14 protein-coding genes are annotated in these 20,822 nt (G+C 64.3%); 6 read left to right on the top strand and 8 right to left on the bottom strand.

The window, feature by feature from the left end:
• Positions 1-89: 89 nt before the first annotated feature.
• The 4 genes from IRZ77_RS24830 to ppsA form a co-directional block, all read right to left on the bottom strand.
• Entirely contained in the window at positions 90-1,085 is a 996-nt protein-coding gene (locus tag IRZ77_RS24830; protein WP_025338285.1) for a zinc transporter ZntB, read from the bottom strand.
• Between the two features lie 27 nt (positions 1,086-1,112).
• Positions 1,113-1,604, bottom strand: coding sequence for a ribonuclease E activity regulator RraA (rraA, locus tag IRZ77_RS24835; RefSeq protein WP_021785500.1), 492 nt, complete (start codon positions 1,602-1,604; stop codon positions 1,113-1,115).
• Between the two features lie 213 nt (positions 1,605-1,817).
• Positions 1,818-2,810, bottom strand: coding sequence for an alpha/beta fold hydrolase (locus IRZ77_RS24840; protein WP_230385835.1), 993 nt, complete (start codon positions 2,808-2,810; stop codon positions 1,818-1,820).
• A 102-nt stretch (positions 2,811-2,912) separates the two neighbouring features.
• Positions 2,913-5,288 carry a phosphoenolpyruvate synthase gene (ppsA, locus tag IRZ77_RS24845; RefSeq protein ID WP_046616287.1) on the bottom strand — a complete coding sequence of 792 codons (2,376 nt, stop codon included), beginning with the start codon at positions 5,286-5,288 and terminating at the stop codon, positions 2,913-2,915.
• 177 nt (positions 5,289-5,465) lie between these two features.
• Here ppsA and ppsR point away from each other — a divergent pair, with 177 nt between their 5' ends.
• Complete coding sequence (ppsR, locus tag IRZ77_RS24850) at positions 5,466-6,284, top strand: posphoenolpyruvate synthetase regulatory kinase/phosphorylase PpsR (protein WP_024086557.1); 819 nt, start codon at positions 5,466-5,468, stop codon at positions 6,282-6,284.
• Between the two features lie 167 nt (positions 6,285-6,451).
• Here the strand turns inward: ppsR and IRZ77_RS24855 are convergent, their stop codons facing one another.
• The gene (locus tag IRZ77_RS24855) at positions 6,452-11,317 is read right to left on the bottom strand and encodes an NAD-glutamate dehydrogenase (RefSeq protein WP_108481446.1); all 4,866 of its coding nucleotides are present in this window, start codon (positions 11,315-11,317) and stop codon (positions 6,452-6,454) included.
• 274 nt (positions 11,318-11,591) lie between these two features.
• Between IRZ77_RS24855 and IRZ77_RS24860 the strand changes: the two genes are divergently transcribed.
• Complete coding sequence (locus IRZ77_RS24860) at positions 11,592-11,945, top strand: hypothetical protein (protein ID WP_196174568.1); 354 nt, start codon at positions 11,592-11,594, stop codon at positions 11,943-11,945.
• 159 nt (positions 11,946-12,104) lie between these two features.
• Here IRZ77_RS24860 and IRZ77_RS24865 read toward each other — a convergent pair whose 3' ends face one another.
• A complete protein-coding gene (locus tag IRZ77_RS24865) occupies positions 12,105-13,010 on the bottom strand; it encodes a LysR family transcriptional regulator (protein WP_196174569.1) in 906 nt (301 codons plus the stop codon).
• A 123-nt stretch (positions 13,011-13,133) separates the two neighbouring features.
• Between IRZ77_RS24865 and lysA the strand changes: the two genes are divergently transcribed.
• From lysA to IRZ77_RS24880, 3 genes are all read left to right on the top strand, one after another.
• On the top strand, positions 13,134-14,366 hold the full coding sequence (lysA, locus tag IRZ77_RS24870; protein ID WP_135002550.1) for a diaminopimelate decarboxylase: 1,233 nt from the start codon (positions 13,134-13,136) through the stop codon (positions 14,364-14,366).
• A 206-nt stretch (positions 14,367-14,572) separates the two neighbouring features.
• Positions 14,573-15,016 (top strand): acetyltransferase, encoded by a 444-nt coding sequence (locus tag IRZ77_RS24875; protein WP_085601509.1) that lies wholly within the window; start codon positions 14,573-14,575, stop codon positions 15,014-15,016.
• A 34-nt stretch (positions 15,017-15,050) separates the two neighbouring features.
• Positions 15,051-15,788 (top strand): GntR family transcriptional regulator, encoded by a 738-nt coding sequence (locus IRZ77_RS24880; protein ID WP_108481442.1) that lies wholly within the window; start codon positions 15,051-15,053, stop codon positions 15,786-15,788.
• Between the two features lie 111 nt (positions 15,789-15,899).
• Here the strand turns inward: IRZ77_RS24880 and IRZ77_RS24885 are convergent, their stop codons facing one another.
• Both IRZ77_RS24885 and IRZ77_RS24890 read right to left on the bottom strand, forming a co-directional pair.
• On the bottom strand, positions 15,900-18,980 hold the full coding sequence (locus IRZ77_RS24885) for a MexW/MexI family multidrug efflux RND transporter permease subunit (RefSeq protein WP_196174570.1): 3,081 nt from the start codon (positions 18,978-18,980) through the stop codon (positions 15,900-15,902).
• Complete coding sequence (locus IRZ77_RS24890) at positions 18,977-20,074, bottom strand: efflux RND transporter periplasmic adaptor subunit (protein WP_046616295.1); 1,098 nt, start codon at positions 20,072-20,074, stop codon at positions 18,977-18,979. The genes IRZ77_RS24885 and IRZ77_RS24890 overlap by 4 nt, the downstream gene beginning before the upstream one ends.
• Positions 20,075-20,159: 85 nt before the next feature.
• Between IRZ77_RS24890 and soxR the strand changes: the two genes are divergently transcribed.
• Complete coding sequence (soxR, locus tag IRZ77_RS24895; protein WP_135002552.1) at positions 20,160-20,615, top strand: redox-sensitive transcriptional activator SoxR; 456 nt, start codon at positions 20,160-20,162, stop codon at positions 20,613-20,615.
• The last annotated feature ends 207 nt before the right edge of the window (positions 20,616-20,822 follow it).

A 20,822-nucleotide genomic window follows, 5' to 3' on the forward strand; every position in this document is an offset into this window, starting at 1 on the left:
CCCACAGGGGTACCACAAACCCGGAAACCTGTGGTGCACCTGTGGGAGCTGGCTTGCCGGCGATAGGGCCGGTGCAGGTCAATGAGCATCTATACCCACCGCAACCGCCGGAACAGCCACCACTGCCCCACCGCCAGCCCCAGCACGACGATGCAGGCGAACAGGAAGCCATAGGGGTTTTCCGCCCCGGGGATGCCGCCGACATTGATGCCCAGCAGCCCGGTGATGAAGCTCATGGGCAGGAAGATGCAGGTGATGATGCCGAAGCGGTACATGGTGCGGTTCATGCGCTCGCTGCGCCGGCGATCCTGGCTCTCCAGCACCAGGGCGGCCCGCTCGCGGGCCAGTTCCAGCTCTTCGAGGTAGCGGATCAGACTGTTGTTCAGCTCGTTCCAGTAATCGGCGTCGGCATCGACGAACCAGCTCCATTTGCTGCGCGACAGCTGGGCGTAGATCTCCCGCTGCGGAGCCAGGAATCGCCGCAGGCCGGCGGCACGCCGGCGGATCTGCTGCAAGCAGCCGTTTTCCGGGGTGTACCGTTCGTCGGACTCGACCTTTTCTTCTTCCAGGTCGACCAGTTCGGACAGGTCGCTGACCAAGCCCTGGACCTTTTCGGTGAGCAGTTCGCCCATCAGCAGCAGCAGCTCGGACGCCGATTTCGGGCCCCTGCCCTCTTCGAGCTGCTGGAGAATCTCGTCACTGGCGCGCAACGGCCGCAGGCGCAGCGAAATGACCCGCTGCGCCTCGGCGAAGATGCGCACCGAGACCATGTCTTCGGGCTCTGCACCCGGGTTCAGGTTGACCCCACGCAGGAACAGCAACAACTGTTCATCGGCCATGGGCAGCAGGCGAGGCCGGGTGTTTTCCTCCAGCAGCAGCTCGCAGGCAAACGCGCTCAGGCCGCTGTCGTGCAGCAGCCAGGTACGGGTTTGCGGATGGCTGCGGTCCCAGTGCAGCCACAGGCTCTGCTCAGGTTGCAGCTGCAGGTCGTCCAGCTCGGTACGGGCAATCGAGCGCGCGCCACCTTTGCCATCGAGCACCAGGGCGTGTACCAGCCCCCACTGCGCGTTGTCTTCCTCGAACATCAAAGCTCCATCAGCGCGGGCGGCGCATCACTCCGGCATTTTCAGCGGGCTTGGCGAAACCAGCACGCCATTGTTGTCGGCATACACGTACTCGCCCGGGCGGAAGGTCACCCCGGCGAAGGTCACTGCCACGTTAAGGTCGCCGATGCCGCGCTTGTCGGTCTTCATCGGGTGGCTGGCCAGGGCCTGCACACCGACATCGGTCTGGATCAGCACGTCGACGTCACGCACGCAGCCGTAGATGACCAGGCCTTCCCAACCGTTCTTGGCAGCCTTCTCGGCGAGCATGTCGCCGAGCAATGCACGACGCAGCGAGCCACCGCCGTCGACGACCAGGACCTTGCCCTTGCCATCGAGCTCGACCTGCTCCTTGACCAGCGAGTTGTCTTCGAAGCACTTGATGGTGACGATCTGGCCGCCGAACGAATCACGGCCGCCGAAATTGCTGAACATCGGTTCCAGCACCTGCACCAGGTCCGGGTAGGCATCACACAGGTCGGGCGTAACGTAATGCTGCATGGGAAGCTCCTGTCAGTCACAACGAAAGCGGGTATCGGCCAAGGCTACACCGTAGAGCCCATCGCAGTCATCCAGGACCGAACGGTCATGTTTTGCCTGTACCGGCCCTATCGCCGGCAAGCCAGCTCCCACAGGCCCCCGCTGGCTTCAGGCTAGTGGTACTCCTGTGGGAGCTGGCTTGCCGGCGATAGGGCCAGTACAGACACAGCAGAATCAACTGGCGGGCACAGGCTCCGCCACCACCGTGGATTCATGCACCGGCACCAGCGGATCCCGCAGCCAACGCTCCACCAGCGGCCACACCTGCACCTGCGCGGCCTTGCTCACCAGCATGTCGACATGCCCGAAAGCCTCGAACCCTTCCTCGGGGCCCAACCGCAAAAACTGCTTGCGCTCACCGCCCAATTGCTCGAACAGCTTGCGGCAGGCCCACACCGGGTCCTGGAAGTCCCCTGCACCAGCCACCGCCAGCAGCGGCACATCCACCTTGGCCAGCCCCGCCCACCAGTCGCTCTGCTTGTCGCCAAAGCGCCCGAACAGGCCATGCCAGCGCATGCTCTCCAGGGCCAGGCCGATCGGCTCATCCTCCGGCCCACGCTTGAAACGCGGCCCGGAGATCTGCCCCCAGCGCTTGAGCAGCAGCTTCGCCCCCCAGGCCAGCGGCGGCACCTTCAGCGGCCAGTACACGCGGCTGATCTGGGTGCCGAACAGCGCCACGCTGGCCACCTGCTCGGCAGGCAGAAAGCCACCGCCCAGCGCTGCCGCCAGGGTCGTACCACCCAGGGAATGGCCGACCCAGTGCGGCGCCTGGCCCGATTGTTCACGCACGAACGCGGCAATCAGCGGCAGGTCATCGCGGGCATAGGCGGCAACGCTGTTGTGCTTCCAGTCATGGTTGCGCGGCGACAGGCCGTGGCCGCGCATTTCCGGGATCCATACATCGAAGCCGGCGCGGGCGAGATAGGCCCCCAGGCCAATCCCTTTGGGCGAGTACCAGAAGCGGCGGTTGGAGAAGCTGCCGTGCAGGAGAATGACCGGCACGCCCTGGGCCTGGCCCTGATCGGCCAGCCCCAGGCGGGTGACAGCCAGCTCGACGCTGGGGTCGGGGCTGTTGCCGGCCTTGATCCGGTACACGTCTTCGCTGAGGTCGCCGCGGCGTTCGGCACTGAGCAAGGCGACGGGGAATAGAGTGCTGCTGCTTTGCATAAGGTTGCTTGGTGCACAAAAAAGGGCGGGATCCATTGCTGGAGCTCGCCCTGGAAAAAACCAGGCGGGGGTACGCCAGACGTACCCCCGCGTTTTACTGCATCAGACCGCGCCCTGCCCTTCGGCCAGGTAGAACCAGGTTTCGAGTACCGAGTCCGGGTTCAGCGACACACTGTCGATGCCCTGTTCCATCAGCCACTTGGCCAGGTCCGGGTGGTCCGACGGGCCCTGGCCGCAGATGCCGATGTACTTGCCAGCCTTGTTGCACGCGGCAATGGCGTTGGCCAGCAGCTTCTTCACCGCAGGGTTACGCTCGTCGAACAGGTGGGCGATGATGCCCGAATCACGGTCCAGGCCCAGGGTCAGCTGGGTCAGGTCGTTGGAGCCGATCGAGAAGCCGTCGAAGTATTCCAGGAACTCTTCGGCGAGGATGGCGTTGGACGGCAGTTCGCACATCATGATCACGCGCAGGCCGTTGTCACCACGGGCCAGGCCGTTTTCGGCGAGCAGGTCGACAACCTGGCTGGCTTCACCCAGGGTACGCACGAACGGCACCATGATCTCGACGTTGGTCAGGCCCATCTCGTTGCGCACGCGCTTGAGCGCACGGCACTCGAGCTCGAAGCAGTCACGGAAAGATTCGCTGATGTAACGCGAAGCGCCACGGAAGCCCAGCATCGGGTTTTCTTCTTCCGGCTCGTACAGCTTGCCGCCGATCAGGTTGGCGTACTCGTTGGACTTGAAGTCCGACAGGCGCACGATGACCTTTTTCGGGTAGAAGGCCGCAGCCAGGGTGCTGATGCCTTCGACCAGCTTCTCGACATAGAAGCCGACCGGGTCGTTGTAGCCGGCGATGCGCTTGTCGACGCTGTCTTTCAGGTCGGCTGGCAGGCCGGCGTAGTTCAGCAGTGCCTTGGGGTGCACGCCGATCATGCGGTTGATGATGAACTCCAGGCGCGCCAGGCCGACACCGGCGTTGGGCAGCTGGGCGAAATCGAACGCACGATCCGGGTTGCCGACGTTCATCATGATCTTGAACGGCAGGTCGGGCATGGCGTCGACCGAGTTCTGCTTGACGTCGAAGCCCAGCTCGCCCTCGAAGATGAAGCCGGTGTCGCCTTCGGCACAGGACACGGTCACACCCTGGCCGTCTTTCAACACCTGGGTGGCATTGCCGCAACCGACCACGGCCGGAATGCCCAGCTCACGAGCGATGATCGCCGCGTGGCAGGTACGCCCGCCACGGTTGGTGACGATAGCGCTCGCGCGCTTCATCACCGGTTCCCAGTCCGGGTCGGTCATGTCGGAGACCAGCACATCGCCCGGCTGGACCTTGTCCATTTCCGATACGTCGTTGATCACGCGGACCTTGCCGGCGCCGATACGCTGGCCAATGGCGCGGCCTTCGACCAGTACGGTGCCCTTCTCTTTCAGCAGGTAGCGTTCCATGACGTTGGCGCTGGAGCGACTCTTCACCGTCTCGGGGCGCGCCTGGACGATATACAGCTTGCCGTCGTCACCGTCCTTGGCCCATTCGATGTCCATCGGGCGCTGGTAGTGCTGCTCGATGATCATGGCCTGCTTGGCCAGCTCGCTGACCTCGGCATCGGTCAGGCAGAAGCGCGCGCGCTCGGCGCGGTCCACTTCGACGGTCTTGACCGAACGGCCGGCCTTGGCTTCTTCGCCGTAGACCATCTTGATCGCCTTGCTGCCCAGGTTGCGGCGCAGGATAGCCGGGCGGCCTGCCTGCAGGGTGCTCTTGTGCACGTAGAATTCGTCAGGGTTGACCGCACCCTGCACCACGGTTTCGCCCAGGCCGTAGGCACCGGTGATGAACACCACGTCGCGGAAGCCCGACTCGGTGTCGAGGGTGAACATGACGCCGGCGGTGCCGGTTTCGGAGCGGACCATGCGCTGCACGCCGGCGGACAGGGCCACCAGCTTGTGGTCGAAGCCCTGGTGCACGCGGTAGGCGATGGCGCGGTCGTTGAACAGGGAGGCGAACACTTCCTTGGCCGCGCGGATCACGTTGTCGACGCCGCGGATGTTGAGGAAGGTTTCCTGCTGGCCGGCGAACGAGGCGTCCGGAAGGTCTTCGGCGGTGGCCGAGGAACGCACGGCGACGGCCATGTTTTCGTTGCCGGCGGCCATTTCGGCGAAGGCCGCACGAATTTCGCTGTCAAGACGCGGCGGGAAGTCGGCTTCCATGACCCACTGGCGAATCTGCGCACCAGTCTTGGTCAGGGCGTTGATGTCATCCACGTCGAGTGCGTCGAGCGCGGCGTGGATACGGTCGTTGAGACCACTCTGTTCGAGAAAATCGCGGTACGCCTGCGCCGTAGTGGCAAAGCCGCCCGGCACCGATACACCAGCACCTGCGAGGTTGCTGATCATCTCGCCCAGGGATGCGTTCTTGCCCCCCACATGCTCTACATCATGGACGCCGAGCTTATCGAGGGAAACTACGTACTCTACCAAGGTGATCTCTCCACTAACTGTATTGGAAAAGCTCAAGGGCGCCCGCCTGCCTTCGTTGACTTGGCCGGACGCTTGTGGCCTGTACCTGGAAAATAAGTGAGAATGCCGACAGCCGCATTCGGCAAACCGAACTTATCATATCCAAGAAACGTCATCAGCTTAAGGCCCAGATCGCAAATGAAACGAACCGCGTTCTTCATCTCCGACGGCACCGGCATCACTGCCGAAACCCTGGGCCAGAGTCTGCTCGCTCAATTCGAGAGCATTCCGTTCAATAAATTCACCCGTCCCTACATCGATTCGCCGGAAAAGGCACGGACCATGGTCCAGCAGATCAATGCCGCGGCCGAGCGCGATGGTGTACGCCCGATCATCTTCGACACCATCGTCAATCAGGACATCCGTGAGATCCTGGCTACCTCGAATGGCTTCATGATCGACATCTTTTCTTCGTTTTTGTCCCCGCTTGAACAGGAATTGACTGCCCATTCGTCGTATTCCGTCGGCAAGTCGCACTCGATCGGCGGCAATTCCAACTACATGGAACGCATCGAGGCGGTGAATTTCGCCCTGGACAACGACGATGGCGCGCGCACCCACTACTACGACAAGGCCGACCTGATCCTGGTAGGCGTATCGCGCTGCGGCAAGACCCCCACCTGCCTTTATATGGCCATGCAATTCGGCATCCGCGCCGCCAACTATCCGCTGACCGAGGACGACATGGAGCGCCTGCAGCTGCCGGCGGTGCTGAAAAAGCACCACAATAAGCTGTTCGGCCTGACCATCGACCCCGACCGCCTCACCGCCATCCGCCACGAGCGCAAGCCCAACAGCCGCTATTCCAGCTTTGCCCAGTGCGAGTTCGAAGTGCGCGAGGTGGAGAACCTGTTCCGCCGGGAGAACATTCCCAACATCAATTCCACGCATTTTTCGGTGGAGGAGATTTCGGCGAAGATTCTGGTGGAGAAAGGCGTGGAGCGCAGGTTCAAGTAAGCCTGTACCGGCCTCTTCGCGGGTAAACCCGCTCCCACAGGGACCTCACTGCACTCAAGGCTTGAGATACTTCTGTGGGAGCGGGTTCACCCGCGAAGAGGCCGGCCCAGGAATACAAAAAAGCCCCGGCATCACTGCCGGGGCTTTCTTCTACCGCCTCATGAAGCTCAGGACGGCACCACCGCCGCCTGCCCGCTCATGGCCAGGTCTACCAGCTCGCGGTTGGCCACCGCGTACATCGCATAGTCGGTACCGGTGGCATTGCGCAGGTCATCCAGCATGGCGCGCCAGCGTTCCACCATCACCCGGTGCTGCTCGGCCCACAGCGCCACGCGGGCGTCCATGTCTTCCGGCGCATCGGCCATCTGCAGTACCGAGATGGTGATCGCCCGCTGCTGCAGGTCGATGTCGTCGCGGAACGCCTCGCGGGCCAGCGCCTGCCAGTTGTTTTCCACCGGCAGGTTGCTGATTTCCTGCAAGTACCAGGTCAGGTCCAGCGCGCTGCCCACGGCGAAGAACGCCTTGGCCACCTGCGCCGGATCATGGCCAGTAACATCCGAGGCCTCGATGATCGGCAACAGGGTGTACAGGTGGGTAGTGCCAGCCACCATGCGCGCCAGCAACTCCGGTACACCAGCCTCGACGAAGCCCTGGTAGCGCACCATCCAGCGCTCGCGAGTCGGGCCTTCGAGCAACTCGTCGAGCTTGAGCCCCAGTTGCGCGATCTTCGGCCCGAAGTGCGCGGTGTCGCGCCCGGCGTCCTGCTCGTTGCGGCGGCTGCGCAGGAACCAGCGGGTGGCACGGCGGCCCAGGCGCATCAGTTCGTCCATCAGGGTCAGCTGGATTTCCGCCGGCACCTGGTAGTCCAGTGCCTCGATCTGGCGGAACCAGTGCGGCAGATGGAAGATATCGCGCACGATCACATAGGCTCCGGCCACGTTGGCCGGGCTCATGCCGGTCGACTCTTTCAGGCGCTGGACGAAGGTGATGCCCATGTTGTTGACCAGATCGTTGGCGATCTGGGTGCTGACGATTTCGCGCTTCAGGCGGTGGCGGCGCATGGAGTCGGCGAATTTGCTGACCAGCGACGGCGGGAAGGCGGTTTCCATGTCGCGGGTCAGGTAATCGTCGTCCGGCACCAGCGACTTGAGCAGCTGTTCCTTGAGGTCGATCTTGCTGTACGAGATCAGCACCGAAAGTTCGGCGCGGGTCAGGCCCTGGCCGGCGGCCAGGCGCTCGGCCAACTGCTCCTCGGACGGCAGGAACTCGATGGCGCGGTCCAGCTTGCCACGGGCCTCCAGGTCGGCCATCAGGCGCTTGTACTCGGCAATCCGCTCGCGGGCGCGGCGAGCCGCCAGTGACAACGCCTGGGTCTGCTTGTAGTTGTTGCCCAGCACCAGGCCGGCCACTTCGTCGGTCATGCTGCCCAGCAGCTGGTTACGCTGCTTCTCGGTCATGTCGCCACCCTGCACCACTTCGTTGAGCAGGATCTTGATGTTGACCTCGTGGTCGGAGCAGTCCACGCCGCCGGCGTTGTCGATGAAGTCGGTGTTGGTGGCGCCGCCATGCAGGCCGAACTCGACCCGGCCAAGCTGGGTCATGCCCAGGTTGCCGCCCTCGCCCACCACCTTGCAGCGCAGTTCGTTGCCATTGACCCGCAGCGCGTCGTTGGCCTTGTCGCCGACGTCGGCGTGGCTCTCGGTGCTGGCCTTGACGTAAGTACCGATGCCACCGTTCCACAGCAGGTCTACCGGTGCCTTGAGCAAAGCATTGAGCAGCTCGGTCGGGGTCAGGCGGTCGGCGTCGATGGCGAAGCGCTCTTTCATCTGCGGGCTGATGGCGATGCTCTTGGCACTGCGCGGGAAGATCCCGCCGCCTTCGGACATGATGCTTGTGTCGTAGTCGCTCCAGGCCGAGCGCGGCAGGTCGAACAGGCGCTTGCGCTCGGCAAAGCTTGCGGCTGGCTCCGGGTTCGGGTCGATGAAGATGTGCAGGTGGTTGAAGGCAGCCACCAGCTGCAGCTTGTCGGACATCAGCAGGCCGTTGCCGAACACGTCGCCGGCCATGTCCCCGATGCCGATCACGGTGATCGGGTCTTCCTGCACATTGATGCCGCGCTCGCGGAAGTGGCGCTGCACGCCAACCCAGGCGCCGCGCGCGGTAATGCCCATCTTCTTGTGGTCGTAACCGGCCGAACCGCCCGAGGCGAAGGCATCGCCCAGCCAGAAGCCGTAGTCGATGGCAATGCCGTTGGCGATGTCGGAGAAGGTCGCGGTGCCTTTGTCGGCCGCCACCACCAGGTACGGGTCGTCATCATCGTGGCGTACCACGTTGGCCGGCGGCACCACGCCACCGTCCTTGAGGTTGTCGGTGATGTCGAGCAGGCCGGAAATGAAGATGCGGTAGCACGCCACGCCTTCGGCCGCGATCTCGTCGCGGCTGCCGCCCAGCGGCAGGCGGCGCGGCAGGAAGCCGCCCTTGGCGCCGACCGGTACGATCACCGAGTTCTTCACCTGCTGGGCTTTAACCAGGCCCAGCACCTCGGTGCGGAAGTCTTCCTCGCGGTCGGACCAGCGCAAGCCGCCGCGGGCGACGTTGCCGAAGCGCAGGTGCACGCCCTCGACCCGTGGCGAGTAGACGAAGATCTCGAACTTGGGCACCGGCTTGGGCAGCTCGGGGATCAGCTTGGGGTTGAACTTGAAGCTGAAGTACGACTTGTTCTGGCCGTTGGCATCCGGCTGGTAGAAGTTGGTGCGCAGGGTGGCCTTGATGAGGTCCAGGTAGCGACGCAGGATGCGGTCTTCGTTGAGCACCTGCACGTCGTCCAGCGCTGTCAGGATGGCTTGTTCCAGGCGCAGTTGCTTGTCATCCAGGTCCTCCTGGGTGAGCTTGCGCGCAAGGTAGAAGCGGGTCTTGAACAACCGGGTCAGCTCGCGGGCGATGTCGGTGTGGTTGTTCAGGGTGCTGGCGATGTAGCCAAGGTCGAAGCCCAGTCGAATCTGCTTCAGGTAACGGGCATAGGCGCGCAACAGCGCCACGTCGCGCCATGGCAGGCCGGCGGTGAGCACCAGGCGGTTGAAGGCGTCGTTCTCGGCATCGCCGCGGACGATGTGGATGAAGGCATCCTGCAGGGTGTCGTTGAGCTGCTGGATGTCCAGGCTCAGGCCTTCGCTGTAGGTGAAGGCGAAGTCGTGGATCCAGTAGCCGCGGCCACTGGCATGGCGCAGGCGGTACGGGAACTCGCCGAGTACGCGCAGGCCGAGGTTTTCCAGGATCGGCAGCACATCGGACAGCGCCAGCGGGGTGTCGGCGTGGTACAGCTTGCAGTGCAGGGTACGCTCGCCGACCTGGGTCAACGGCTGGTAGAAGCTCATCGCCAGCGGCTTGCTTTCCGACAGGTTCAGCACGTGCTGCAGGTCGACCACCGCCGAGTGCGCGGCGAAGCGCTCGCGGTAACCAGCCGGGAAACCTTTGGGGAAGTCGGCGAGGATATTGGTGCCCTGGGCTTCGCCGAAGTTTTCGACCACCAGCGCCGAGTAGTCGTCATGCCACGAGCGGCAGGCCTGGATCACTTCGCGTTCCAGCTGCTGCGGGTCGATGTCGATACGGTTTTTCGGGTCTACCCGCAGAATCAGCTGCACACGGGCCAGCACCGATTCGGAGAAGAAGGTCCAGAACTCGCAGTCGCTGGCCTTCAGGCGCTCCATCAGCACCTGCTGGATCTTCTGCCGCACTTCGGTGGAGTAGATTTCCCGCGGTACATAGGCCAGGCAGTAGCAGAAGCGGCCGTACGGGTCCTTGCGCAGGAACACGCGGATCTTGTTGCGTTCCTGGATCTGCACGATCGACATGACAGTGCTGAACAGCTCGTCGACCGGGGTCTGGAACAGGTCGTCGCGCGGCAGCACTTCCAGCACCTGGGCCAGTTCCTTGCCCAGGTGGGCCTTGGGATCGAAGCCCGAGCGGCGCTCGATTTCGGTGACCTTCTGCCGGATATAAGGGATGGCATGCACGCTTTCGCCGTACACCGACGAGGTATACAGGCCCATGAAGCGGTGTTCCTTGATCACCTTGCCGTCGGCGTCCAGCTGGCGGATCGACACGTAGTCCGGGTAGGCCGGGCGGTGTACGCGGCTTGGCAGCGCGGCCTTGGCGAACGACAGCAGCAACGGTTCATTGAGGTAGGCCACGGCATAGTCTTCGATGCGCAGCTCGTCGCTCGTCAGGCCCACGCGCAAGCGGCGCGGCAGGCCGAGGAACGACTGCTCGTCGTAGACCATCTGGCCACCATCGGCATCGCCCTTGACAGTGAATTCTTCATAGCCCAGGAAGGTGAAGTGGTTGTCCAGCAGCCACTCGAGGAAAGCCTTGACCTCGCCCTTTTCGTTCTGCGCCGGGCCAAAGGCGGTCTGCTCCACCTCCGCCACCACTTCACGCAGCTTGGCCTTCATCGGTTCGAAGTCGGCCACCACCACCCGCACCTCGGCCAGCACCTGCTCGATCTCGCGGGCCAGTACCGTCAGCTCGGCGGCGTTGGCGCAACGGTCGATCTCCAGGTACATCAGCGACTCATGACGTACGCCCTCGCCCTGGGTGCCCTTGGGCAGCAGTTCAAGCAGCTCGCCCTTGGCGCCGCGGCGCACGCTGAGCACGGTGGTCTGCAGGGTGTGGATGCTGTAGCCGCGGCGGTTGAGCTCGGTGCGTACCGAGTCGACCAGGAACGGCAGGTCGTGGTGCAGCACTTCGACCACGCTGTGGGTCGATTGCCAGCCATTGCGTTCGTAATCGGGGTTGTACACCCGTACTTGCGGGTATTCGGGGTCGAAACGCTCGATGATGCGCCAGGCTGACAGGGTGCAGCCGGCCAGGTCGGAAAGCCTGCGTTGCGTGAGTTCGTCCAGAGAGATGATGCCGAAGAACTGCTCGGCGAACAGCGCGACTTGTGGCAGGGACTGTTCGCTGATGTGCTGCGCCAGGGCCGCTTGCAGTTGATGCTGGAAGTCGGCTTTGCTGGCTGCGGTGAAGAACGCCATCTGTGGTACTCCGCTTGGGCTTTGTAATAGTTGAAGCGTCGCTGCGTGCGCCGTGTACGGATCAACGATAGCCAACCCGTGGCAAGGCGGACGGTAAAACCAGGCGTTGAACGTGCGCAGGCACGCCCAGGGCTCGCCGAAGCTTAACGACTGATTGGTCATCAAGGCTTGCAGCGCTGCGACAATTTCGGTCAAGGGGCGGTAACTTTACGTTTATGCCTGTAGGCAAGACTGTCAGAATTCCCTTCCGTTTCCTTTGATCCGAGCCTTGTCCATGCAAATCAATACTGCCCTGCTGTTCGCCACCCCTTGCGATGACGAGGAAGACAACATGGCGACCCTGTGCTGCCACAGCGACAAGGGTCAGATGTTCCTGCTGACCCGCTACCCGGACGAAGACACCGTCGACCTGACCCTGGATGATGAGCCGTCGACGCTGGATGGCCTGAAAGTGATCCTGAGCGCCAAGCGCCTGCTGATCGAAGTGGCGGCCGGCGACCGGGATGCGCTGAAGGGCGATGAGGTGCTGGAGATCAACCTGACCAGCGAGTTGAGTGACATGGATGAAGTGAAGGAAACCCTGGAGAACATCCTGGCCGGGACCGGCACCTTCGTCTGCGAGCTGTGACGAACTGAATACCGGCGCTGCCCCTGTGGGAGCGGGCATGCCCGCGAACACCGGCACAGCCGGTGCCATCCATCGCGTCGCCTGCTTCGCGGGCTTGCCCGCTCCCACAGTGATCGCGCCATTTTTTAGGTTTTGTGCAAGGCAGTTCCCCCACAACGATCATGCCAGCGCCTGCTGCATCTCCCGGGCCTGCACCCGCAACGCCTGGCAAAACGGCTCCACCGCCGCCGATGCCGGCCGGTGGTCCGGCCTGATCAGCATCACCTGGTACGGCACGGACACCCGCAACCGCCGGATCGGCAACCCGCCCTGCGCCGCTTCCAGCCCGCTCAGCGGGTTGATGATCGCCACCCCCAGGCCTTGCCTGACCATGGCGCACACCGAGGCAGCACTGGTGGTTTCGATGACCGTGCGGCGGTTCACCCCCGCCGCGCCAAAGTGCTGGTCCAGGCGCTGCCGGTAGGTGTCCAGGCTGGCCAGGTTGATGAAGTCGACCTCGTGGAAATCGCTCAGCTCCAGCTCGGCCCTTGCCTGCAACGGGTGCCCGTCGGGCAGCACGCACACCATGTTGGCGCTGAACAGCAATTCGCCGTAGGCGCCACGCGGTATCTGCTCTACCTCGGTCAGGCCCAGGTCATGCTGCTGGGCAACCAGCGACTCCTCCAGCAACGGCGACTCCTGCGCCAGGATACTCACGCTCACGCCCCGGTGCTGTTGGTGAAAGCGCTGGCAAGCCTTGGGCAGCAAGGTCTGGGAAAATAGCGGCAGGCAGGTAATGGCCAACCGACCCTGCTCGAAATTGCGGATGGCCTGGGCAAAGCGGTCGATGCGCTCCAGCCCTACGTAGGCCCGCTCAACCTCCTCGATCAACAGCAGCGCCTGGGCCGTCGGCACCAGACGGCCGCCTTCGCGCTCGAACAGGTTCAGCCCGGTCACCTGCTCCAGCCGCGCAAGTTCGCGGCTGACAGTGGGCTGCGAGGTAAACAGCAAGCGCGCCGCACCGGTGACGCTGCCAGCGGCCATGATGGCGCGAAACACTTCGATATGGCGGACGGACAGTTTCACGGCAACACCTGGCAAGTCGGCAATAGTCATATCAGATATGAATGGCTGACAGAAAAATAGCTATTTTTCTGAATTCCTGCTTTGGCTCATTCTCGTGGCCTTCCTTATATGAGTAGCGCCACCATGACTGCACCCTTCACTCTTCTGGCCGAGGCTGTCCGCCAGCACGGCTCGCCGCTATGGGCCTATGACGCCGGCACCATCGCCGAGCGCGTCGAACAGCTGAAAGTGTTCGATACCGTGCGCTTCGCCCAGAAGGCCAACCCCAACCTGCATGTGCTGCGCCTGATGCGCGCCCACGGCCTGGTGCTGGACGCAGTGTCGCTGGGCGAAATGGAGCGGGCCTTTGCCGCGGGCGCAAGCGTGGATGGCGACCCTGCCGGCGTGGTGCTGACCTGCGACGCGCTGGACCGGCCGACCCTGGAGCGGGTGGTGGCCTCGAAGATCGAAGTCAACGCCGGTTCCATCGACATGCTGCGCCAACTGGGTGAACGCTCGCCCGGTCACCGCGTGTGGATCCGCATCAACCCCGGCTTCGGCCATGGCCACAGCCGCAAGACCAACACCGGTGGCGAGAACAGCAAGCACGGCATCTGGCACGAAGAGCTGGGCGAAGCGCTGGCCTGCGTAAAAACCCATGGCCTGCACCTGGTAGGGGTGCACATGCACATCGGCTCGGGGGTGGATTATCAGCACCTGGAGCAAGTGGCCCGCTCGATGATCGAGCTGATCGGCCGCCTAGGCGTGGACATCGAAGCGTTTTCCATTGGCGGCGGGCTTTCCACCCCGTACCGCAGCAGCGACAAGCCGGTCGACCTGCAACGCTACGCCCAGACCTGGGCCGTGGCCCGCAAAGAGATCGAGGCGATGCTGGGCCACCCCGTGCGCATGGAGATCGAGCCAGGGCGCTTCCTGGTGGCGGAATCGGGCTACCTGGTGGCCGAGGTACGCGCCGTGAAGCAGGTGGGCCGCAATACCTTCGTCATGATCGACGCCGGTTTCAACGACCTGATGCGCCCGGCGATGTACGGGGCCTACCACCGCATGACCCTGCTCGACGCCGACGGCCAGCCGGTTGACCGCCCACGGCAGCCGACAGTGGTGGCCGGGCCGCTGTGCGAGTCGGGCGATGTGTTTACCCAGGATGACCAGGAACTGACCCCGCACGACCTGCCCCAGGCACAGGTGGGTGACCTGCTGGTGATCCACGACGCCGGGGCCTATGGCGCGTCGATGTCGTCGAACTACAACAGCCGGCCATTGCTGCCGGAGTTCCTGATCGAGGATGGGGCGCTACGGATGATTCGCCGCAGGCAGACGGTGCAGGACCTGCTGGGCCTGGAGGCGGGCTTCTGATATCGCGGGTAAACCCGCTCCCACAGGTACGGCGCCGGGCTCGAGGGCAGTGCTTGCTTGTGGGAGCGGTTTACCCGCGAAAGGGCCAGCCCGGGCAACGCATCAGCTGATGCCCTGCCCCACCGTCATTGCCCCGCCACCTACAATCCGGGTACCCTTTTTCTTCCTCCCGACCCCGCAGCCATACACCGACCAGGCATCACTCCATGATCATCCGCCAAAGCATCGCTGCAGATCATCCGCAACTGCTCGATATCTGGCTGCGCGCCGTGCGCGCCACGCACCACTTTCTGCAAGCGTCCGACATCGACGCGCTGCTGCCGCAATTGCGCGACGTCTACTTCCAGGCCGTCGAGCTCTGGGTTGCGGTTGACACCGAAGACCGCCCACTTGGTTTCATTGGCTTCAATGGCAACCACGTGGAAATGCTCTTTGTCGCCCCCGAGCGCCATGGCCAGGGCATTGGCCGCGCGCTGCTGGATTTCGGCCGCCAGAAGCACAACGTTATGAGCGTCGATGTCAACGAGCAGAACCCGCAGGCAGTGGGGTTCTACCGGCACTACGGTTTCATCCAGACCGGCCGCTCACCGCTGGATGGCGAAGGCCGGCCGTTCCCCTTGCTGCATATGAGCCTGCCCGCACAGGCTTGATTTCCGGGGCTACTTCGCGAGACAGACCAAAGGTATGAATCCGACGCGCTACACCACCGTGGCAAAGGACTTGATGGAAGGTATTGCCAGCGGCCGCTACCCGGTGGGCAGCCTGCTGCCGACCGAGTTCGAGCTGTGCGACCTTTACGATGTGAGCCGACACACGGTGCGCGCGGCGATCAACCAGTTGCTCAACCAAGGGCTGGTATCGCGGCGCAAGCGCGTGGGTACCCGGGTGGAGGCCAGCAGCCCGCGCGGTGGCTATTCGCAGTCACTGGCCAGCGTGGCGGACCTGGCGCACCTGGCGGAAACCCAGCAACGGGAAATCCAGGACGTGCGCCACTTCGTCGCCGACCTGAGCGAGGCGGCGCGGCTGGGGCTGGTTCCGGGCGAGCACTACTTCTGCGTGTCGAGCATCCGTGTCGACCGCGTGCACAACACGGCGCCGCTGTGCTGGACCGATGTGTACGCGCAGCGCGACTATGCCGAGGTCATCGAGTTGGCCCGCGAGCACCCCGACCAACTGATTGCGGGGCTGATCGAGCAGCACTATGGCCGGGCGATCGCGGTGGTCGACCAGCAGGTGCGGGCAGTGCTGCTGACCGCGGAAATGGCCAGGGTGCTGAAGGCCGAGGCAGGCGCGCCGGGGCTGAAGATCATTCGCCATTACCGAGAGGAAAACGGCGACCTGATGGCGGTTTCCGAGACGGTGCACCCGGATGATCGCTTTACCCTCGTCACCCAGATACGCCGCGATCGGTCGCCTGGCTGATCAAACCAGCGCCATGCTCGATATCCCAAAACTTGCGCGATCCCTGTAGGAGCGGCCCTATCGCGACACAAGGCCGCTCCTACAGGGATCGCGCATGTGGCCAGGTTTACCTCACATGTCCAGCACCCGCTCAGCCTCCGCCAACTGCTGCCCCCGCACCGTGGTCACCCGATGGTCTCGCGCCAGCAAGGCATAGATCGTCGGCAGCACAAACAGGGTAAACAAGGTCCCCACCAGCATCCCGCACACGAGCACCACCCCCAGGCCAAAGCGGCTGTTGGCCCCGGCGCCGCTGGCAAACAGCAGCGGCAGCACGCCGAAGGTCATCGCCGCCGTGGTCATCAGCACCGGCCGCAGGCGTATCTGCGCGGCGCGGACGATGGCGGCGGCACGGTCGAGGTTGTCACGCACCTGGATCTCGTTGGCAAACTCCACCATCAAGATGCCGTGCTTGCTGATCAGGCCGATCAGGGTCACCAGGCCGATCTGCGTGTAGATGTTCAGCGTGGCCCAGCCCAGCGCCAGCGGCAGCAGCGCACCGCAGATCGACAGTGGCACGGTCACCAGGATGATCAGCGGGTCCACCAGGCTTTCGTACTGCGCGGCCAGCACCAGGTAGATCACCACCAGGGCGGCGAGAAACGCCCACATCAGGGCAAAGCCCTCCTGCACGTACTGGCGCGACTCCGATTGCCAGTCATGGCTGAAGCCAGGTGGCAGTTCGGCGGCAAGCTGTTCGAGAAATGCCACGGCATTACCCATCGACACACCGGGCGCCGGGATCGCCTGCAGGGTACTGGCGTTCTGCTGGTCGAACTGCAGCAAGCGGTTGGGCGCCACTTCGATGTCCAGGTGCACCACCGTGGCCAGCGGCACCAGGCTGCCGTTTTCGGCACGCACGTACTGGCGGTTCAGCGCAGCCGGTGTCAGGCGCTGGTCCTGGATGCTTTGCGGGATCACGTCGTAGGAGCGCCCGAACAGGGCGAAGCGGTTGAGGTACTGTTCGCCCACCAGCACGCCCAGCGACTCGCCGATAGCCTGCATGCTGATGCCCAGGCTGGCCGCCTTGGCGCGGTCGATGCGCACCTTGACCACCGGGTTGTTGTAGTCGAGGTCGCTGTCCACCACGCTGAACAGGCCGCTGTCGCGGGCGCGCTGCTTGATCATCTCCATGGTCTGGTACAGCTCGGGGTAGTCCTGTGCGCTGCGCAACACCATCTGCACCGGCAAGCCACCGCTGGAGCCCGGCAGCGAGGCCACCTGGAAGGCGAAGATGCTGCTGCCCTCGATGTCCGCCACGGCCTGCTGCAACTGCGCCTGCACCTGCGCGGCGGAACGCTCGCGAACCTGCCAGGCGCTGAGGTTGATGCCGCCGAAACTGGCGGCCGGGCCGTCGGTGCCGTTGATGATCCAGGTGTCGGTGGTTTCGGCGAGGGACTTCATCACCTGGTCCAGTTTCAGGGCAAAGCGCTCCACATAATCCAGGCTGGCATGCTGCGGCGACTTGATGGCCGTCAGCACCGCCGCCTGGTCCTCGGGCGGGGCCAGTTCGCGCTGCGGCAGCAGGTATAGCCAAGGCAGGCTCAGGCACACCAGAAGCGCCACACCACCACTGATCCAGCGATGCGACAGGGTGTAGGCAAGTGCTCGCCCATAGGCCCCGGTCAGCATGCCGAACAGGCGGTCGGCCATGTTGGCCATGGCGCCATGCTGCTGGCCGGGTTGCAACAACAGCGAACTCATCACCGGCGACAGGGTGAGCGCGACGATGCCGGACACGATCACCGCCCCCGCCAGGGTCAGGGCAAACTCACGGAACAGCGTGCCGGTCAGCCCGCCCATCAAGCCGATCGGCGCGTATACGGCGGCCAGGGTCAGGGTCATGGCGATCACCGGCCCGGCGATTTCCCGCGCCCCGGCCAGCGCCGCGGCAACCGGCGACTTGCCCTCTTCGATATGGCGGTGCACGTTCTCCACCACCACGATGGCGTCGTCCACCACCAGGCCGATGGCCAGCACCATCGCCAGCAAGGTCAGCAGGTTCAGGCTGAAGCCGAACAGCAGCATCAGGCCTGCCGCGCCGAGCATCGACAGCGGGATGGCCACCACCGCGATCACCACGCTGCGCAGCGAACCCAGGCACAGCCAGATGACCAGCACCACGATCAGCATGGCTTCCACCAGGGTACGCAGCACCTCGTCGATCGAGGCGTCGATGAAGCGTGCGGTCTCGTAGGCCAGCGCCACCTCCACCCCGGGTGGCAGGGTCTGGCGGATCTGCGGCAGCAACTGGCGAATACCCTCGACGATCACCAGCGGGTTGCCGGTTGGGGTGGGGAACAGCCCCAGGTGCACGGCGGGCTTGCCGTCCATGGTGGCGCTGGTCTGTGTGGCGGCCGCGCTCAGCTCGACGGTGCCGACATCGCGCAGGCGCACCAGGTCGGTGCCATCGTTGCGGATGATCAGCTCGCGGAAGTCCTCGACCCGGGTCAGGTCGGTGTCCACCTGGATATCGGCCAGCACGTACTGCCCACGCACCTGCCCCGGCGTCGCCTGGTAGTTGTTGGCACGCACCGCCTGCGCCACGTCGGCGGCCGTCACCCCGCGCCCGGCCATCTGCTCGCTGTCCAGCCACAGGCGCATGGCCAGGCGCTGCCCGCCGAACGACTGCACCTTGGCCACACCGTCGATGCCGGAGAACTGCGGTTCCACCACCCGCGACAGGTAATCGCTCAGTTCGGGTATCGATAAGGTTTCGCTGGCAAAGCCCACGTAGGCCACCGCCGTGGAGTCACCTGCCGACAGCTCCACCACCGGGTCGTAGGCCTTTTCCGGCAGGCGATAGCGCACCTGGTTGACCTTGGCCATGGTCTCGGCAAGCGCCTGGGTCGAATCGCGATTGAGCACCATGCGCAAGGTGATCAGGCTGCGCCCCTGCTGCGACGACGAGGACAGGTAGTCGATGCCCTCGACCGACGACACCGCCTGGGTGATCGGCTGGGTCACGAAGCCTTGCATCAGCTCGGCAGAGGCGCCCGGGTACTCGGTGCTGATGGTGATGGTGGAGGTTTCCAGCAGCGGGTACTGGCGGATCGGCAGCTTGCCCATGGCAAACAGCCCCAGCAGGATGATCAGGCTGCTGACCACCAGCGCCAGCACCGGGCGGCGGACAAAGAGGTCAGTGAACTTCACGATTGCCGCCCTCCCTGGCTGGCCTGCAGGCTGTCCTGCGCCACAGGCTCGACCGGCATGCCGTCGCTCAGTTTCAACTGGCCGGACACCACCACCTGGTCACCGGGCGCCAGGCCTGAGGTGATCTCCACCCGGCCCTGCCAGCGCTCACCAGTAGTCACCCGCACCCGGCTGACCCGGGTGCCCTGTTCCGGGTCCCGGGTAGCGACGAACACCGTCTGCCCGTAGGCGGTGTAGGTGATCGCGGTTTCCGGCACGGCCAGCACGCTTGACGGCTGCGCGGCATCCAGGCGCACGCCGGCGTACATGCCCGGCTGCAACTGCCCGCCCGGGTTCGGCAAGGCCGCCTGCACCTGCACCAGGCGCGCCTTGCTCACCACCGGGTCCACCGCGACCACCCGGGCCTGGAAGTCCTGCCCGCGCACCGCATCCACCGTCAGCGCCAGCAGTTGCCCCACGTGCACTTCGGGGGCGGCTTGTTCGCCCAGGGAAAAATTGACGTGCAGCTGGCTGATGTCGGCCAGGCTGGCGATGGTCTCACCGGCGCTCAGGTACTGGCCCTGATGCACCCGGCGAATGCCGAGCTTGCCGGCAAACGGCGCGCGTATTGCCTTCTGCGCGATCAGCGCCTCGACATGCTGCAGCTCCCCGCTGGCCACGTCCACGGCGGTGGCCGCATTGTCGAGCAGCTCCTGTGACACGGCGTTCACCGCGCGCAGCTTGCGGCTGCGCTGCAGCACCACTTCGGCATTGCGTAGCCTGGCCCGCAACTGCACACGCTGGGCCTGCTCCGGGGCATCGTTCAGCTGTACCAGCAATTGCCCTGCACTCACCCATTGTCCCGACTCGAAGGCGATGCGGGTGATGCGCCCCGCCGTCTCGGCCGCCACCTGTACCTGGTTGACCGCCTCCAGTTCCCCCGAGGCAAAGTTCTGCCGTGCCAGCTGCACTTGCTCGGCCGTGGCCAGCGCCACCTTGGTCGCCGGCCATGCCGCCGTAGCCGGCGGCGCCGAGCCACTGCCGACCAATGCATAGGCAGCGGCCAGCACACCTGCAACAGCGCCAGCCCAGGCCAGTAACGTCCTTTTGTTCATGCAGTGCTCCGATCATCAGGAAAAGCGGTTGCGGGGAAGATCGGGCAGGACTATAAAAGCTCGAGTTAACTTGAGGTCAACAGGCATGGCAGCGGACAAAACACGGATGCTAACGGTAGGGGAAGTGGCCAAGCGCAGCGGCGTGGCGGTGTCTGCGCTGCACTTCTACGAAACCAAGGGGCTGATCGCCAGCGTCCGTACGGCGGGTAACCAGCGCCGTTATCCTTCACTGGTGCTGCGCACGCTGGCCATCATCAAGGTGGCGCAGCGCACGGGTATTGCGCTTGAGGAGATCAAGCAGGCCTTCAGCCGCTATGCGCCCAACAGCAAGCTCACGGCAGCGCAATGGAGTGAGATGTCGACCGCCTGGCGCGAAGACCTGAACGCCCGCATTCGCACCTTGGAAGCGTTGCGCGACAGCCTGGACAACTGCATTGGTTGTGGCTGCCTGTCGCTGGAAGATTGCCCACTGCGTAACCCCGAGGATGTGCTGGGCAAGGAAGGTACCGGGCCGCGGATTCTGGAAAAAAAGGCCCGGTAAGGCTGCGCTGGCGGGTAGAGGACTGAATTCGCAAGCGGTCCGCGTACCCTGTGGGAGCGGGTTTACCCGCGAAGAATCCAACGCGGTGCATGGCACCGGCTGCGCCGGTGTTCGCGGCTAAAGCCGCTTGTATGGTGATACTCGAAGGGGTGGTGGGACGAAAAAGCCGAATCTGACTGTTCACAGCAGTACAGACCGTGGGAGAAC

Source organism: Pseudomonas pudica (assembly GCF_015680405.1).
GTDB lineage: Bacteria > Pseudomonadota > Gammaproteobacteria > Pseudomonadales > Pseudomonadaceae > Aquipseudomonas > Aquipseudomonas pudica.

Excerpts from the sequence above, each read along its gene's own strand:
- IRZ77_RS24830 (WP_025338285.1), bottom strand. The coding sequence starts at position 1,085 with ATGTTCGAGGAAGACAACGCGCAGTGGGGGCTGGTACACGCCCTGGTG.
- rraA (WP_021785500.1), bottom strand. The coding sequence starts at position 1,604 with ATGCAGCATTACGTTACGCCCGACCTGTGTGATGCCTACCCGGACCTG.
- IRZ77_RS24840 (WP_230385835.1), bottom strand. The coding sequence starts at position 2,810 with ATGCAAAGCAGCAGCACTCTATTCCCCGTCGCCTTGCTCAGTGCCGAA.
- ppsR (WP_024086557.1), top strand. The coding sequence starts at position 5,466 with ATGAAACGAACCGCGTTCTTCATCTCCGACGGCACCGGCATCACTGCC.
- IRZ77_RS24855 (WP_108481446.1), bottom strand. The coding sequence starts at position 11,317 with ATGGCGTTCTTCACCGCAGCCAGCAAAGCCGACTTCCAGCATCAACTG.
- IRZ77_RS24860 (WP_196174568.1), top strand. The coding sequence starts at position 11,592 with ATGCAAATCAATACTGCCCTGCTGTTCGCCACCCCTTGCGATGACGAG.
- lysA (WP_135002550.1), top strand. The coding sequence starts at position 13,134 with ATGACTGCACCCTTCACTCTTCTGGCCGAGGCTGTCCGCCAGCACGGC.
- IRZ77_RS24875 (WP_085601509.1), top strand. The coding sequence starts at position 14,573 with ATGATCATCCGCCAAAGCATCGCTGCAGATCATCCGCAACTGCTCGAT.
- IRZ77_RS24880 (WP_108481442.1), top strand. The coding sequence starts at position 15,051 with ATGAATCCGACGCGCTACACCACCGTGGCAAAGGACTTGATGGAAGGT.
- IRZ77_RS24890 (WP_046616295.1), bottom strand. The coding sequence starts at position 20,074 with ATGAACAAAAGGACGTTACTGGCCTGGGCTGGCGCTGTTGCAGGTGTG.
- soxR (WP_135002552.1), top strand. The coding sequence starts at position 20,160 with ATGGCAGCGGACAAAACACGGATGCTAACGGTAGGGGAAGTGGCCAAG.